15 protein-coding genes are annotated in these 14734 nt (G+C 72.1%); 12 read left to right on the top strand and 3 right to left on the bottom strand.

The features are described 5' to 3' along the window. The 7 genes from FPT20_RS14055 to FPT20_RS14085 are packed head-to-tail and all read left to right on the top strand — an operon-like array spanning position 1 to position 6281. Positions 1-765: an SDR family NAD(P)-dependent oxidoreductase gene (locus tag FPT20_RS14055; protein ID WP_158866276.1), complete on the top strand. Its 765-nt coding sequence runs from the start codon at positions 1-3 to the stop codon at positions 763-765. Positions 766-788: 23 nt separating this feature from the next. Further along, positions 789-2132, top strand: coding sequence for an FAD-binding oxidoreductase (locus FPT20_RS14060; protein WP_158866279.1), 1344 nt, complete (start codon positions 789-791; stop codon positions 2130-2132). Beyond that, entirely contained in the window at positions 2129-2926 is a 798-nt protein-coding gene (locus tag FPT20_RS14065) for a creatininase family protein (RefSeq protein WP_199246068.1), read from the top strand. Before FPT20_RS14060 ends, FPT20_RS14065 begins: the two co-directional genes overlap by 4 nt. Continuing rightward, positions 2923-3543 carry a pyridoxine/pyridoxamine 5'-phosphate oxidase gene (locus FPT20_RS14070; RefSeq protein ID WP_158866284.1) on the top strand — a complete coding sequence of 207 codons (621 nt, stop codon included), beginning with the start codon at positions 2923-2925 and terminating at the stop codon, positions 3541-3543. Before FPT20_RS14065 ends, FPT20_RS14070 begins: the two co-directional genes overlap by 4 nt. Positions 3544-3550: 7 nt before the next feature. Further along, a complete protein-coding gene (allB, locus tag FPT20_RS14075) occupies positions 3551-4870 on the top strand; it encodes an allantoinase AllB (protein ID WP_158866286.1) in 1320 nt (439 codons plus the stop codon). After that, positions 4867-5805 carry a factor-independent urate hydroxylase gene (pucL, locus tag FPT20_RS14080; RefSeq protein WP_158866289.1) on the top strand — a complete coding sequence of 313 codons (939 nt, stop codon included), beginning with the start codon at positions 4867-4869 and terminating at the stop codon, positions 5803-5805. The genes allB and pucL overlap by 4 nt, the downstream gene beginning before the upstream one ends. After that, the gene (locus FPT20_RS14085) at positions 5802-6281 is read left to right on the top strand and encodes a nucleoside deaminase (protein ID WP_158866292.1); all 480 of its coding nucleotides are present in this window, start codon (positions 5802-5804) and stop codon (positions 6279-6281) included. Before pucL ends, FPT20_RS14085 begins: the two co-directional genes overlap by 4 nt. Before the next feature lie 4 nt (positions 6282-6285). Here the strand turns inward: FPT20_RS14085 and uraD are convergent, their stop codons facing one another. Next, a complete protein-coding gene (uraD, locus tag FPT20_RS18250; protein WP_158866294.1) occupies positions 6286-7098 on the bottom strand; it encodes a 2-oxo-4-hydroxy-4-carboxy-5-ureidoimidazoline decarboxylase in 813 nt (270 codons plus the stop codon). A gap of 41 nt (positions 7099-7139) precedes the next feature. Between uraD and FPT20_RS14095 the strand changes: the two genes are divergently transcribed. Together FPT20_RS14095 and FPT20_RS14100 are read left to right on the top strand one after the other, a co-directional pair. Beyond that, entirely contained in the window at positions 7140-7730 is a 591-nt protein-coding gene (locus tag FPT20_RS14095) for a nucleotidyltransferase family protein (RefSeq protein ID WP_158866296.1), read from the top strand. A gap of 223 nt (positions 7731-7953) precedes the next feature. Further along, positions 7954-8805, top strand: coding sequence for a MurR/RpiR family transcriptional regulator (locus FPT20_RS14100; protein ID WP_158866298.1), 852 nt, complete (start codon positions 7954-7956; stop codon positions 8803-8805). Here FPT20_RS14100 and FPT20_RS14105 read toward each other — a convergent pair. Together FPT20_RS14105 and FPT20_RS14110 are read right to left on the bottom strand one after the other, a co-directional pair. Next, the gene (locus FPT20_RS14105; RefSeq protein WP_158866300.1) at positions 8775-10070 is read right to left on the bottom strand and encodes an allantoate amidohydrolase; all 1296 of its coding nucleotides are present in this window, start codon (positions 10068-10070) and stop codon (positions 8775-8777) included. The two genes, FPT20_RS14100 and FPT20_RS14105, sit on opposite strands and share 31 nt — an antisense overlap. Then, complete coding sequence (locus tag FPT20_RS14110; protein ID WP_442786495.1) at positions 10067-11209, bottom strand: pyridoxal-phosphate-dependent aminotransferase family protein; 1143 nt, start codon at positions 11207-11209, stop codon at positions 10067-10069. The genes FPT20_RS14105 and FPT20_RS14110 overlap by 4 nt, the downstream gene beginning before the upstream one ends. 188 nt (positions 11210-11397) lie before the next feature. Here FPT20_RS14110 and FPT20_RS14115 point away from each other — a divergent pair, with 188 nt between their 5' ends. The 3 genes from FPT20_RS14115 to FPT20_RS14125 are packed head-to-tail and all read left to right on the top strand — an operon-like array spanning position 11398 to position 14709. After that, entirely contained in the window at positions 11398-12444 is a 1047-nt protein-coding gene (locus tag FPT20_RS14115; protein ID WP_158866304.1) for an acetamidase/formamidase family protein, read from the top strand. Next, positions 12437-13999, top strand: coding sequence for an AtzH-like domain-containing protein (locus tag FPT20_RS14120; protein ID WP_158866307.1), 1563 nt, complete (start codon positions 12437-12439; stop codon positions 13997-13999). Before FPT20_RS14115 ends, FPT20_RS14120 begins: the two co-directional genes overlap by 8 nt. Next, positions 13996-14709 (top strand): YoaK family protein, encoded by a 714-nt coding sequence (locus FPT20_RS14125; RefSeq protein WP_233265538.1) that lies wholly within the window; start codon positions 13996-13998, stop codon positions 14707-14709. Before FPT20_RS14120 ends, FPT20_RS14125 begins: the two co-directional genes overlap by 4 nt. The last annotated feature ends 25 nt before the right edge of the window (positions 14710-14734 follow it).

Genomic DNA, 14734 nt, shown 5'->3' on the forward strand with positions numbered 1-14734 from the left:
ATGAGCACCCCACCGGTGACGGCGACGGCCGCACGACTGACCGGCAAGCGCGCCGTCGTCACCGGTGGGGCGCGCGGGATCGGGGCGGCCATCGTCCGTCGGCTCGCCGCCGAAGGCGCGACGGTCGCCCTGCTCGACCTCCTCTCGGACCCGGGCGAGACGGTCGCCGCCGACGTCGGCGGCCGTTTCGTCCCGGTCGACCTCTCCGACACGGAGGCCACTCGGGCCGGGCTCGCCGACGCGATGGACGACTTGGGCGGCATCGACATCCTCGTCAACAATGCGGGCATCCTGCGCTTCTCGCCGCTGCTGGAGATCCCTGTGGAGGACTGGGACCTCATGTTCGCCATCAACACCCGGCCCATGCTCGTCACCACCCAGGTCGCCGCCCGCCGGATGATCCGGGACGGCGGCGCGGGCACGATCATCAACCTCGCCAGCATGGCGGGAAAGGCCGGCGGCGCCGGACAGGCGCACTACGCCGCGTCGAAAGCCGCCGTCATCGCCCTCACCCGGGTGACCGCGCTGGAGCTGGGGTGCCATGGGATCACCGCCAACTGCCTCTGCCCCGGCTACGTGCTGACCGAGATGGGCGCGGACACCCGGACCAGTGAGGATATGGAGCTCTGGTCCTCCTACTCCCCGCTCGGCCGGCTCGGCGAACCCGACGACGTCTCCGCCGTCGCCGCTTTCCTGGCGTCCCCGGACGCCGCCTACCTCACCGGCCAAGCGTTCAACGTCACCGGCGGAATGGTGATGCATTGACCACTCGAACGACAGGACCACGAATGAACGACACCACCTCCATCGCCCCCGCCATCGCGCCGGACGTCGCCGCACTCGAGGAGGAGTTGCGCGCGCTTCTCGGCGATCGGGGCGTCGCCTCCGACCTCGCAGCGAGGGAGAAGGCCTCCATCGACGGCTCGCACCTCTCCCCCGTGATCAGCTCCAAACTCCCGCTCGGCCTGGCCGACCTCGTCGCCTTCCCGTCGACCGCGGAGGAGATCGCCCTCGTGGTCGGTGCGGCCGTGCGGCACGGCGTGCCGATCACCCCGCGCGGCAAGGGTACGGGCAACTACGGCCAGGGCATCCCGATGCAGGGCGGCCTGGTGCTCGACACGTCCCGGGCGCGCACGATCCTCGAGGTAGGAGACGGCTTCATCACCGCCGAGGCGGGAGCCACGATGGTGGCGCTCGAGCAGGCCGCGAACAAGGCCGGCCAGCAGATCCTGATGTACCCGTCGACGGCACAGTCGACCATCGGCGGCTTCCTGTCCGGCGGGTCGGGCGGCACGGGATCGATCAAGCACGGGATGCTGCACACGGGCTTCGCGCTCGCGCTCGATGTCGTCCATGCCGTCCCCGACGCCGAACTTGTCCACGTCGAGGGTGAGGAGGCCGAGCCGTACATCCACAATTACGGGACGGCCGGGATCATCGCCCGCGCGACGGTCAAGCTGGAGCCGCTGCAGGAATGGCGCGGATTCTTCGCGAGCTTCGACGACTTCAGGCAGGCGTTGTCCGTGATCCGGGAGTTCGCCGAACTCGAACCGACGCCGCGTCTGGTCTCCGCCGATCTCCCCACCTTGGCAAACGCCCTGCCCACTGATCCTGCGATACCGGCCGACCGCGCCAGCCTCCGGGCGATCCTCGACATCGCGTCGATCGACGACGCCACCGCTCTCGTCGAGAGCGCAGGCGGCCGCGTGGAGGACGTCCGCGACGGTGCCCAGGCGACCATGAAGATCAGCATGATCTCCTACAACCACCCGATCGAGTGGCTGCAGAAGGCCTACCCCGGCACCTACTTCCACGTCGAAGTCTGGGGGGACGCACTGGTCGACCGGATCGACGAGCTGCACGACGTGTATCCGGGCGGCATGCTGCACATCGAGGCCCAGCGCGGACGCCCCATCGGGATGATCGCCGGCGTCTACGAGAGCGAGGAGCAGGTGTACGCCGGCTTCGAGCGCCTCAACGAACTCGGAATCGGCTACCACAACCCCCATCAATGGTTCGTCGACTACCAACCGGAACGCACGGCCGAGCTGGCCGAGCGGACCGATCCGGCGGGCCTCCTGAACCCCGGCAAGCTCGAGCGTGCCGCGGTCGACACGGGCAGTCAGCTGTGAGCGTCGCTCCGGGCCGCAAGCTGGCCGAGCTCTCCGGCCCGGCGGCCGCCGCGGCGCTCGGACCCGAATCCATCGTGGTCGTGCCGACGGGAGCGGTCGAACACCACGGCCCGCATCTCCCCCTGCTCACCGACTACCTGCTTGCCGACGTGATCGGCAACGCGGCGGTCGAGCGGGCGGCGACGGAGGGGGTCGACGTGTGGATCCTGCCCACGCTCGCCTACACCAAGTCCGACGAGCACAGCTGGGCCCCCGGGACCATGTGGCTGCGCTGGGAAACCATGATGGAGACAGTCGTCGATCTGGGCCGCTCGATCGCGGCGACGGGTGCGACCCGCATGGTCTTCCTGAACGGGCACGGCGGAAACGTCGCGCTCCTGCAGGTGGCGCTGCGGGAGATCCGCCGGCGGTTCGGGCTGCGCACCTTCCTCATGCCGTCGCTCGTGAACACCCCGTCACCGGACGGCCGCGGCGCCGACGAGCGCGGGCTCGGCATCCACGGCGGCACGACGGAGACCTCGGTGCTGTTGCACATCCGTCCCGACCTGGTCGACCTGTCGCTCGCAGACCGTTGGGTTCCGGAGCACATCGCCGACTTCCAGTACATCGGCTTCAACGGCATGCCCGTCAGCTTCGGCTGGCTCAGCGACGACTTCGGGCCGGCCGGGGTCGTCGGAGACGCGCTTCAGGCGGACGCGGCATACGGCGCTCTGCTGTTCGAGCACTCGGTCGGGCAGGCGGTCGCGTCGCTGAAGGAGATCGCGGCGTTCCACCCCACGGAGCCTCCGGCGTGATCACCTCCAGCACCGCCTTCGGGCAGGACAAGGACGACATCGACGAGGTGGACCCGGAGCCGCTCGGCCTCCTCGGCCGATGGCTGCCGCCGAGTGCGAGCGAGCTGCGGCCGCTCATGACGGTGTCGACCCTGGGGCTCGACGGCTTCCCGGACGCGCGCAACGTGCTGCTGAGCGCGTACGACGGCACCTCGCTCTCCTTTCACACCGACAGCCGCTCGCGCAAGGCACGCGAGCTGGCCGCCGACCCTCGGGTGGCACTCACACTGGTCTGGCCGGACGCCGGCCGCCAGGTCGTGGTGCAGGGCTACGCGGTTCAGGCCGACGCCGCCGCCTCCGAGGCCGCGTTCGCCGAGCGGTCGCGCTACCTGCAGCTCCTCGCCTGGGCCAACGACGCGCCGACCGCGGCGCTACCGCGGCAGGCTCGGCGGGAGCGCTGGGAGCGTTTCGGTGCGGACCACCCGGACGGCGCGCTGAGCGCCCCTCCCACCTGGGTCGGCTACCGCGTCACCCCGATCCGCGTGACGTTCTGGAGGGGGGACACGGATGGACCGAGCAACCGCATCGAGTACCGCCGCAGGGGCGACGGCTGGACCGTCAGCCACCTCCCCGGTTGAGCGCGTCATGGACCTCGTGTTCCGCGGGCGCGCGATGATGCCGGACGGTGTCCGCACCGTCGCCGTCGGCGTGCAGGCGGGACGGATCGCCCTTGTCGCGGACGCCGATGCACCCCTCGTGACCACTACCGAGGTCCTCCTCGCCGACGACGAAGTGCTGTTGCCGGGGGTCGTCGACACCCATGTCCACGTGAACGAGCCGGGCCGCACGGAGTGGGAGGGCTTCGCCTCCGCCACGGCCGCCGCGGCCGCGGGCGGCGTGACGACGATCATCGACATGCCCCTCAACAGCATCCCGCCGACGGTCGACCGCGCAGCACTGGAGGTCAAGCGCGCCCGGGCTGGAGCGGTGGCACGCGTCGACGTCGGGTTCTGGGGCGGCGCCATCCCGAGCAACCTCGGGCGGTTGCGCGACCTCCACGATGCGGGCGTCTTCGGGTTCAAGGCGTTCCTCGCGCCGTCGGGGGTGGACGAGTTCCCGCACCTCAGCGTGGACGAGCTGGAGCGGGCGCTCGCCGAGGTCGCCTCGTTCGACGGCCTGCTCATCGTGCACGCTGAGGACCCGGTCGTTCTCGAGGCGCATCCCGGTCGCGGCGGCAGGTCGTACCCGGCGTTCGTCAGCACGCGTCCTCCCGAGGCGGAGGCGGTCGCGGTGCAGCGCGTCATCGACGGCGTCCGCCGCACGGGCGCTCGGGCGCACATCCTGCACGTCTCGTCGTCCGCCGTACTGCCGCTTCTGGCCCGGGCGAAGGCCGACGGCCTGCGGATCACCGCGGAGACGTGCCCGCACTACCTGACCATCTCCGAGGAGGAGGTGCCGGAGGGCGGCACACAGTTCAAGTGCTGCCCTCCGATCCGCGACGCCGCCAACCGCGACCTCCTGTGGGCGGCGCTGCTCGACGGCACGCTCGACTGCGTGGTCACGGACCACTCGCCCAGCACGGTCGCATTGAAGACCGCGGGCGGGGGCGACTTCGACGCGGCCTGGGGCGGCATCGCCGGACTCCAGGTCGGCTTCGCCGCGACCTGGACCGAGGCGGAGCGCCGCGGCATCCCGCTCTCGCGGGTGGTCTCGTGGATGACCGCCTCGACCGCCGATCTGGCCGGTCTGACGGCGAAGGGACGCCTCCGCGAAGGCGCCGACGCCGACCTCGTCGTGTTCGCCCCCGACGAGACCTTCCGGGTGGACGCCGCCTCCCTGAAGCACAAGAACCCCGTGACGGCCTATGACGGGCGGCTGCTCCGCGGCGTCGCCCGCGACACCTATCTGCGCGGCCGGCCGACCGGGGGAGCGCCGCACGGCACCCTCCTCAGCCGCACGGAATGACGACCACGAATCAGAAACGGAGCACCATGTCGTACACCCTCCAGAGCCATCAGTACGGGAAGGCCGAGACGCGCCTGGTCCGCATCTACCGCGATGCGCCGCGACACGAGATCCGCGATGTGAACGTCACGACCGCGTTGCGCGGCGCATTCGAGGACGCGTACCTGACGGGCGACCAGTCGAAGGTCCTCCCCACGGACAGCCAGAAGAACACGGCGTACGCGTACGCGAAGGAGCACGGGCTGGGGTCGATCGAGGACTTCGGTCTCCTGCTCGCCCGCCACTTCGTCGACGACATCGAGCCCGTTTCGGGCGCCCGCATCGAGATCGAGGAATTCGCCTGGCGGCGCGCAGTGGTCGACGGTGCCGAGCACGACCACACCTGGCTGCGCACCGGGCCGGAGGTCCGTACCGCCGCAATCACCGTCGAGGGCGGGGGCGCCGACCGCCGCGAGCATGTGGTCGGCGGCGTCAAGGACCTCGTGCTCCTGAAGTCGACCGGGAGCGAGTTCGCCGGCTTCCTCAGGGACGGATACACCACGCTGGCCGAGACCCACGACCGGGTCATGGCCACCTCCGTCGTCGCCACGTGGCGCTTCGCGACGGTCGATACGGACTGGGAGGATTCGTACAGGCGCATCACGTCCGCCCTGATCGCCGAGTTCGCCACCCTCCAGTCGCTGGCCCTGCAGCAGACGCTCTGGCACATGGGCACGGCGGCGCTGGATGCGGTGCCCGAGCTGGCGGAGATCCGGCTCGCGGCCCCGAACAAGCACCACTTCGTCGTGGACCTGACGCCGTTCGGCTCGGAGAACCCCAACGAGGTCTTCTTCGCCGCCGACCGCCCTTACGGGCTGATCGAGGCGACAATCGTGCGCGACGGCGCGCCGGCTGCCGGCGACGCCTGGCGCGCGTCGGCGGCGGGGCTCGCATGAGGACCACGGCGGCGGACGTGCCCTGGCTCGACCTCGCGGTGCGGCTGGCGACCGAGAACGTCGCCGCCGGCGGCGGACCGTTCGGGGCCGTCATCGTGCGGGACGATGCGCTGATCGCGACCGGGCAGAACCGAGTGACCCGGGACAACGACCCGACCGCGCACGCCGAGGTGACGGCGATCCGCGCCGCCTGCTCGGCGGTGAGCGACTTCTCGCTAGCCGGGGCGACGCTGTACACCTCGTGCGAGCCCTGCCCCCTGTGCGCGTCCGCCGCGCTGTGGGCGCGGGTGGAGCGCGTTGTCTTCGCCGCGGACCGGTACGACGCCGCACGGGCGGGCTTCGACGACCGTGAGTTCTACGAGCTGTTCGCACGCGACCGCACGACCTGGCCGACGCCGGTGGTGGAGCTGCGGGTCGAGGCGGCTGCCGAGCCGTTCGACGCCTGGCTGGCAGACGCTGCCCGGACGGACTACTGAGCCGTCAGCTCCCCCGGTATGTCGAGTAGCCGAACGGGCTGAGCAGGAGGGGGACGTGATAGTGCGCCTCGGCGTCGCCCAGCACGAACACCACGAGGACTTCGGGCAGGAATGCTTCCGGACCGAGATAGGCGGCCGTCGCGAACGTCAGCCGGTACCGGCCGACCGCGAGCTCGGCCGGTCCGAGGTGGGCGACGCGCCCGTCGGCGTCGGTCGCGCCCGACGCGATGCGCTGCCAGCCGGCGCTGGTCCAGGAGTCCAGGTGCACGGGCACTCCCGGAACCGGCCTCCCCGCCGCGATGTCGAGCACGTGCGTGGTGACACGGCTCCGCGGCGTCGCGAGCAGGGTGCGCAGCCGCAGGGCCGCGATCTGCCGCAACTGTTCGGCGACCTCGGCAAGCTCGACCTCGGCCGGGTTCCCGAGCCGGCGCTCGAGCTCCGCCAGCACTTCGCGTCGCGAACGGCCTGCAGCCCGGATGAGGAACACGCGCCCGAAGCGCTCCTCGTAGGCGCGGTTCCCCGCGGCGATCGCCGCCGCGAGCTCGGCGTCGTCCGCGTCCGTCGCCTGCTGCTCCTTCCGGGAGAGCTGCTGCGACGCCCCCTCGCCCGTCGGGCGTTCACCGATCCGGGGGTGGTGGGCCAGTGCCTGGTCGATCTCGGCCTCACTCAGCGGCGTGGCCGCGGCGACCGCCGCCCCCACGAGGGCGTCGAGGGTGTCGTACGGCGCGCGCGCGATCACGTCCTCCACCCAGCGGGGGACGGCGAGCGCCGTCGGCAGGAGGGGTCGCAGCGCGTCGGCGTCGAACGTCGGGGTCATCGGTCCTCCGTAGGGTCGGTCTCGTGGTGTTGACTGGCGGGATGGATCAGGCGGGCATCGTACTGGCGGCCGGTGCGGGCAGCCGGATGGGGGCGCCCAAGGCGCTCCTGCGCACGCCCGACGGCGAGCCGTGGTCGGCGCGAGCGGCCCGTCTGCTGCTCGACGGCGGCTGCTCCCGCGTGGTCGTCGTGCTCGGGGCGCGCTCCGAGGAGGCCGTCCCGCTGGTCCCCGCGGACCCGCGCGTCGGCACGCTGGTCGTGGCGGGGTGGGAGGCGGGCCTCAGCGTCTCCCTGCGGGCCGGACTGCGCTGGGCGGAACGACTCGCTCCCGCGGCGGCCGTCGCGGTCGTCACGCTGGTCGACCTCCCCGGCCTCGCGCCCGAGGTAGTCCGCCGTCTGACGGAGGACGCGGGCGAGGACACGCTGCGCCGGGCGGCATACGACGGCCGGCCGGGGCACCCCGTGGTGCTCGGGAGGAGGCACTGGTCGGCGCTGGCGCAAACCCTTCGCGGCGACGAGGGGGGCCGCCGCTACCTGAGCGCGCACGGGGCCGAACGTGTGGAGTGCCGGCGATGGGCCGACGGTCGCGATGTCGACACGCCGGACGACGAGCTGCCGCCCGCCGCCTTCTGACGGGGTGATGTTCGCGATGGTCGTCTCGTCCCTTCTGTGCCCCTCTCCCACGACGCTATCGACCCGGCCGGGTCGCAACGGCCTGAGAGGCGCCACGGGGGCGCTTCGTCGCAGATGTTTTACGCAGCGGAAACAATCGCACAGGACGGTCTCCCGGCCTCGCCCGGTGGGTTAGGGTCGTGATGGCTGCGCCCCCGCAGCGACCCCGACCGCGAGGAAGGCCATGACCACGCCGACCACGAGCAGTCCCGGCGGCCCCATCGACCGGCGGATCGAGCGCGTCTACGCGGACCTGCCGCCTAAGTCGCAGCGCGTGGCCGACGTGGTGCTGGACCACCTCGGCGACATCGGCACGTACAGTGTCGGCGAGCTGGCCCACCTGAGCAGCACGTCGCAGGCCACGGTCAGCCGGCTTTTCTCCTCGCTCGGCTTCGAGGACTTCGCCGCGGTGAAGGCGCACGTCCGGGCCCTGCGCACCGCGGGCGTCCCGATCAGCAGCACGGTCGGGGCCGGAGCCCTTTCGGAGCACGTCACGCGTGATACAGGCAACCTCCAGCGTCTGCTCGAGATCATTGATGACGGCGTCCTGGAGCGGGCGGCCGAGGCCCTCGCGCACGCCGAGTCGGTGCTGACGATCGGCTACCGCAATAGCTATCCGGTCGCGCTGCACCTGCGGACCGCGTTGCTGCAGTGCCGCCCGCACGTGAGCGTGCACCCGCAGCCCGGCCAGTCGATCGGCGAGGAGCTCGCCCAGCTGACGGCGAGCGACGCCGTGATGGTCGTCGGCTTCCGTCGGCGCCTGTCGACCTTCGGCGAGCTGATGCGCGTGGTGGCCGCGTCGCCCGCGACGGTCGTGCTGCTCGCGGACTCCAGTGCGCGCAGGTACGCGACGCTGGCCGACCTCTGGTTGGAGTGCCCGCTCGAATCTGCCGGGGCGTTCGACAGCTACGCGACGGCGATGAGCCTGGTCAGCGCGCTCGCCGACGCCGTGCTCGAGGCGAGCGCCTCCGCCGGCAACCGCCGCGTCTCCGCGATCTCCGCGGTCTACGAGGACCTCGGCGAGCTCGACGCCTGAGCGCAAGCCAGCACCTCCACTGTCCGCTCCAGCGCGTCGACCGCGGCGACGACGTCCTCGAGGGTGACCGCCTCGTCGGCGTGGTGGCTGATGCCGCCCTCGCAGCGGACGAAGGTCATTCCGACGGGCGCGATGCCGGCGACGGCCATCGCATCGTGACCTGCGACGCTGAACAGCCGGGGGATCGGACCAGCGGCGCCTTCCGGCGCCAGCGAGCCGACGGCCTCAGCGATCGCCTCCTGGAGCCGCGCATCGCAGAGGACCGCTGGGGCGCGGTGGGTGTCGTGCCGTTCGAGGGTCAGACCGAGCTCCGCGCAGATCTCCGCGAGCCGCTTCAGGATGGCGTCGAGGGCGGCGTCCCGGCTCTCGTCGGTCTCTGCCCGGAGGTCGAGCGACAGCGTCGCCGTACCGGGGATGACGTTGACGGCCCCCGGCGCCACCTCGATCCGCCCGACTGTGGCCATCGCCCCCAGGGACCGGGCCGCGCTCTCGATGGCGACCACCGCCTCCGCGGCGCCGAGCAAAGCGTCGTGCCGGCGGTCGTACGGTGTGGCGCAGTGTCGCGCCTCGCCGTGGAAGGTGAGCGACATGCGCCGGGCGGCGGCGATACCGGTCACCACGCCGAGCGGGAGGCCGAGGTCCTCCAGTCGCGGTCCCTGCTCGATGTGGGTCTCCAGGTACGCGAACACCTCACCGTCGCGGTTCGCCTCCCCGATGCGGGCAGGGTCGAGCCCGAAGCGCTCGAAAGCCGCGCGCAGCGTGACGCCGTCGCGATCCGTGAGGTCCCACCATTCGTCGCGCCAGGCGCCCGCGACGGCGGCGCTGCCGAGCAGGGTCGTGCCGAAGCGCGTGCCCTCCTCATCGCCGAACGCCACGACCTCGACAGCGAACGGGAGGGTTGCGGCCCGCGGGGCGAGCCTCCGCACGACCGCGATCGCGGAGAGCACCCCGAGGATGCCGTCGTAGCGGCCCGCGGCGGGCACTGTGTCCAGGTGCGAGCCCAGCAGGAGGGCGGGCAGCCCCGGGCGGCCACCCTCCAGCCGTCCGACTAGGTTGCCCGCGGCGTCCTGACGAACGGCCATGCCGGCCTCGGCCATCCACTCGGCGGCGCGCGCGTGCGCCTCAGCGTGCTGTGGCGACAGGTAGACCCGCTCGATGCCGGTCGTCGACGACGAGATCGCCGCCAGCTCGTCGCACCGCGCGAGGAGTTCGCGGGCGTCGCGGGTCGCATCGGCCAGCGGACCGGTGGTCGCCTCGGTCGTCACGGAGCCACGTCCTCGTAGACGGCGAGCGCGGCTGCGACACCGGCGTCGGGGGGAGCCGCGAAACCGGCGCGGCGCAGCGTGCTGTCGAGTGCGCTGAGCGTCGTCAGCACAGCGTCGCGGCGCGCGTTGTAGCCCATCACCCCGATGCGCCACACCTTCCCGTGCAGCGGCCCGAAGGAGGTGCCGATCTCGATGCCGAAGTCGGTGAGCATCGCGGCCCGCACGGCGTCGCCGTCCACACCGGCCGGGATGTGGACGGCCACGACGTTGTTCATCCGGTGCTCCTCGTCCCCGAAGACCGTGAGCCCGAGCCCCTTCAGACCGGTGAGCATCGCGGCGCCGTGCAGGCGGTGTCGCTCGACGGCGGCGTCCACGCCCTCCTCCAGCAGCACCGCGGCGCACTCGCGGGCCGCATAGAGCATGCTCGCCGCCTCGGTGTGGTGGTTGAGACGCTGCTCGCCCCAGTAGTCGAGGATCATCGCGAGATCGAAGTAGTTCGAGTGGATGCGCTGCTCCGAGACCGCAGCACCCGAGGAGGCGATGCCCGCCTCCACGCTGCGGCGGCGGTCGAGCGCCGCGACGGCCGCCGACGACAGCGAGATCGGAGCGCTCCCGGGCGGACCGGAGAGGCACTTCTGCAGTCCAGCGGTCGCGACATCGATCTGCCATGCGTCCTGCTCGAACGCATTGCCCCCGAGGGAGGCTGTCACGTCCGCGTAGACGAGGACGCCCTCCTCCCGGCAGACCGCGCCGACGCGCTCCATCGGCTGCAGCATGGTCGTCGACGTGTCGCCGTGCACGAGCGCGAGGAGGGTCGGGCGCACGCGGAGGACGGCGTCGATGATCGCCTGCTCGTCGAAGACCGTGCCCCACTCGGTCTGGATGGTGTGCACCTCGGCGCCGCAGCGCCCAGCGATCTCGGTCAGGAGCAGCCCGAACCGTCCGAACACGGGAACGAGGACGCGGTCGCCCGGCTGAATGAGCGAGACCAGGGCGGCCTCGATCCCCGCTCGGGACGTGCCGTCCACGAGCACGGTGGCCTCGTTCCTGGTGCGGAAGACCTCTCGATAGGCGGCCATGACCTCGTTCATGTACGCCGTCATCGCCGGATCGAACTGGCCTACCAGGGGAGCGGACATGGCCCGAAGGACGCGCGGGTGGGCGTTGATCGGGCCGGGGCCCATCAGAAGGCGGGGCGGTGGGGAGAGCGGCGGAGTGCGGATGGGATCCTCCCGAATGCAAGAGTTGTTTCTTCAGACCACGATACGGAATGATTGTTTCATCCACATGTCGCCGACGACACCGAACGAGATCGGAGGGCCGCGACATGAACGCGCCGGACATCGAACCAGCCCCCGCAGCAGTCGAGCTTTCTGCCGAGCCGGGAACCATCCTCTGGGGGCGCCTCCCCTGCGAGAGCGACTCGCCGGTGCTGACCGTCCGGCCGGGAGACGCCGTCACCATCCACACCGTCAGCCACGAAGGGCTCCTCCCGGGACAGGGGTCGGATCCCATCGCCTTCTTCGGGTCGTACGGCTTCGAGCCGGATGAGGTGTTGCCGGAAGCCGTCCGCATCGTCCGGGAGTCCACCCGGTCGTCGGACGACGGTCCGCACGTGGTCGTCGGCCCGATCGCCATCCGCGGTGCGGAGGTGGGCGACGTGCTCACCATGACGCTGCTGTCTGCACACCCCCGCGTCCCGTACGGCGTCGTCTCGAACCGGCACGGCAAGGGTGCCCTCGCGGGCGAGCTGCCGCTGGGAGGCGCGGAGCGTAGCGTTCTAGCGGACCTGCTCGGGCCCGACCGCGCGACGCTGCGGGTAGAGGCCGGGCGCGCGCCCGTGTTCCCGATCGATCCGTTCCTGGGCATCATGGGGGTCGCGGTCGCGGGATCCGTCCGGCCGCACTCGGTCCCGCCGGGCCCGCACGGCGGCAACCTCGACATCCGCCTGCTCACCGCGGGCTCACGGCTCCACCTCCCCGTGCTGGTCCCCGGTGCGCTCGCGTACGTCGGAGACCCGCATTTCGCCCAGGGCGACGGCGAGGTGGCACTGACGGCGGTGGAGGGGTCGCTGACCGCCACCGTGCGATTCGACCTCGTGCCCGCCGCCGAGACCGCCCGTCGGTTCGGGGCGCTGGGCGGCCCGCTCGTAGAGACCGACGACTACTGGGCTCCTGTCGGCCTCGACGAGGACCTGGACCTCGCGGTGCGCCACTGCGTCCGCGCCGCCATCGACCTCCTCGCCGCGCAGTACGGCCTGGACGAGGCTTCTGCCTACGCCTACTTGAGCGCGGCGACCGACTTCGACATCTCGCAGGTCGTGGACGGCGTCAAGGGCGCGCACGCGCGCATCCGGAAGGCCGACTTTGCCTAGGCCGGACGTCGTCTCGCTCGACGGGAGCGCTGTCCCCGACGGCCTGGTGGAGGCTGCGCTGAGCTACGAGCAGGCTCTCGCCGATGACGACGTCGCGCTCCTTGACGCGTTCTTCGTCGGCGGTCCCGCCGTCGTGCGCACGGACGGGGACGGAGTGCTCACGGGACAGGACGCGATCGCGCGCTTCCGACGACTGCGCGGCGGCGCGCCCGCTCGCGAACTCGAGTGCCTCGACGTGGTCGTGCTCTCGGCCGAGGCCGCAGTCACCGTCGCGACGACATCGTCGGCCGGCCGGAGCGCCGCCCTCACGCAGGTCTGGCGACGCACGCCCGACGGGTGGCGGATCGCCGTCGCCCACGTCGGGGCGCCCGCCGTCGCCCTGGACGAGCGCGTCTGGCGTGTGGCCGGTGCGCCCCTCCTTCCGCCCGCGATGCCGGGCCCGCTTGACGGAATGACCGTCGCGGTCAAGGACGTCTTCGCAGTCGCCGGGCAGCGGCTCGGAGGAGGCGTGCCCGCCTACCTCGCCGAGCGCGAGCCGGAGACCGCGAACGCGACAGCGGTGCAGCAGCTCGTCGACCGCGGTGCCGCCGTGCGCGGCGTGGCGGTCACCGACGAGTTCGCGTACAGCCTGACCGGCGTCAGCCCGCACCATGCCCCCACCCCGAATCGGCTGCACCGCGGCCACCTTCCGGGCGGCTCTTCGAGCGGACCCGCAACCGCGGTCGCGCTGGGCGAGGCCACGATCGGGCTCGCCACCGACACCGCGGGATCCATCCGGGTGCCCGCGTCGTATCAGGGGCTCTGGGGGCTGCGGACCACACACGGCGCGGTGGACAGAGCCGGGATGCTGCCGCTCGCCCCCAGCTTCGACACGGCCGGGTGGCTCGCCCGCGACGGCCAGACACTCCTCCGGGTGGCCGAGAGCGTGCTCGGTGCGCCAGCGCGGACTCCGGGCCCGCGCCCGAGTTCCGGCGCCGGCCTGGTGACGCTCGGCGATCTCGGCCTGAACGAACCGGTCGCCGCCGCCTTCCGAGCCGTCCTTGACCGCCTCGGCCCCGTCCGTCGGGTCGCTTACCCGCTGGATGACCTCGCCGCCGCCTTCCGCACCGTCCAGGCCGCCGAAGCGTGGCGGACGCACGGCGCCTGGATCCGCACGCACCCGGGCACGCTGAGCGCCGACGTCGCCGCGCGGTTCGACGCCGCAAGCCGGGTCACGACCGACGACGAGACGACGGCCCGGGCGTCACTTGACGCGCACGCCCGACGGCTGCGCAACCTCCTCGGCGACGACGTGTTAGTCCTCCCCTCCACCCCGACGACACCGCCCCCGCTCGACATCGAACCGGCCGCGCTGGATTCGGTCCGCGCGGCGACGACCCGCCTCACCTCGGTGGCGGGAGCACTTCGGGCACCGGCCGTCAGCGCCCCGCTCCTCGGACCTCGCGGGGTCGCGGGCGGCCTCTGCCTGGTCGGCACGCGCGGCGACGACGTATCCGTCGTCGCCCGCATGCTCGACCTCGCCGCCGAACTCGAGATAGACCGAACAGAACGATGACGATCCCGCTCGCCGGCCCGCCCGCGACACACCGCCCGTCCATGCTCTCCCGCCTGGCCCACCTCGCACCCATGCTCGCGCTCACGTTCACGACGGGAATCGTCGACGCGGTCGGCTACCTCGGCCTGGACCGGGTCTTCACCGGCAACATGACCGGCAACGTCGTCATCCTGGGGATGGCGCTCGCCGGAGCCGACAACCTCCCGATCATCGGACCGGCACTGGCGCTGGCGGCGTTCCTGGTCGGCGCGGTCGTCTCCGGTCGGATCCTGCGCACGGCCGGAACCGGCTGGACGCGGCGCACCACGACGATGTTCGCCATCGTCGCCGCGCTCGTCGCGGCAACGGCGGTGCTCGCCGCCGTCTCCGGACGGGCCGCCGAGCCGGTCGCGCTCACGATCACTGGCGGACTCGCCTTCGCCATGGGAGCCCAGGCGGCGGCCGCGCGGCACCTGTCGGTCGCCGACGTGACCACGGTGGTCGTCACCTCAACCATCACGGGGCTCGCAGCCGACTCCTGGCTCGGTCTCCGCACCGGACAGCGCTGGCCGCGCCGGGTCCTCGCCATCGCGCTGATCGCGGCCGGCGCCTTCACGGGCGCCCTCCTGCTGCGGGTCCACCTGTCGGCCGGCCTGTTCGCCGCCGCCGCTCTCATCACCGCGGCGACCGTCTTCGGCCACGCCGTCACCGCCCGCGACGTCAGGGGATGACGGGGCCCTCGAGGTCCATCCGCGG

Origin of the sequence: Leifsonia sp. AG29 (assembly GCF_009765225.1) — a bacterium.
Lineage (GTDB): Bacteria > Actinomycetota > Actinomycetes > Actinomycetales > Microbacteriaceae > Leifsonia.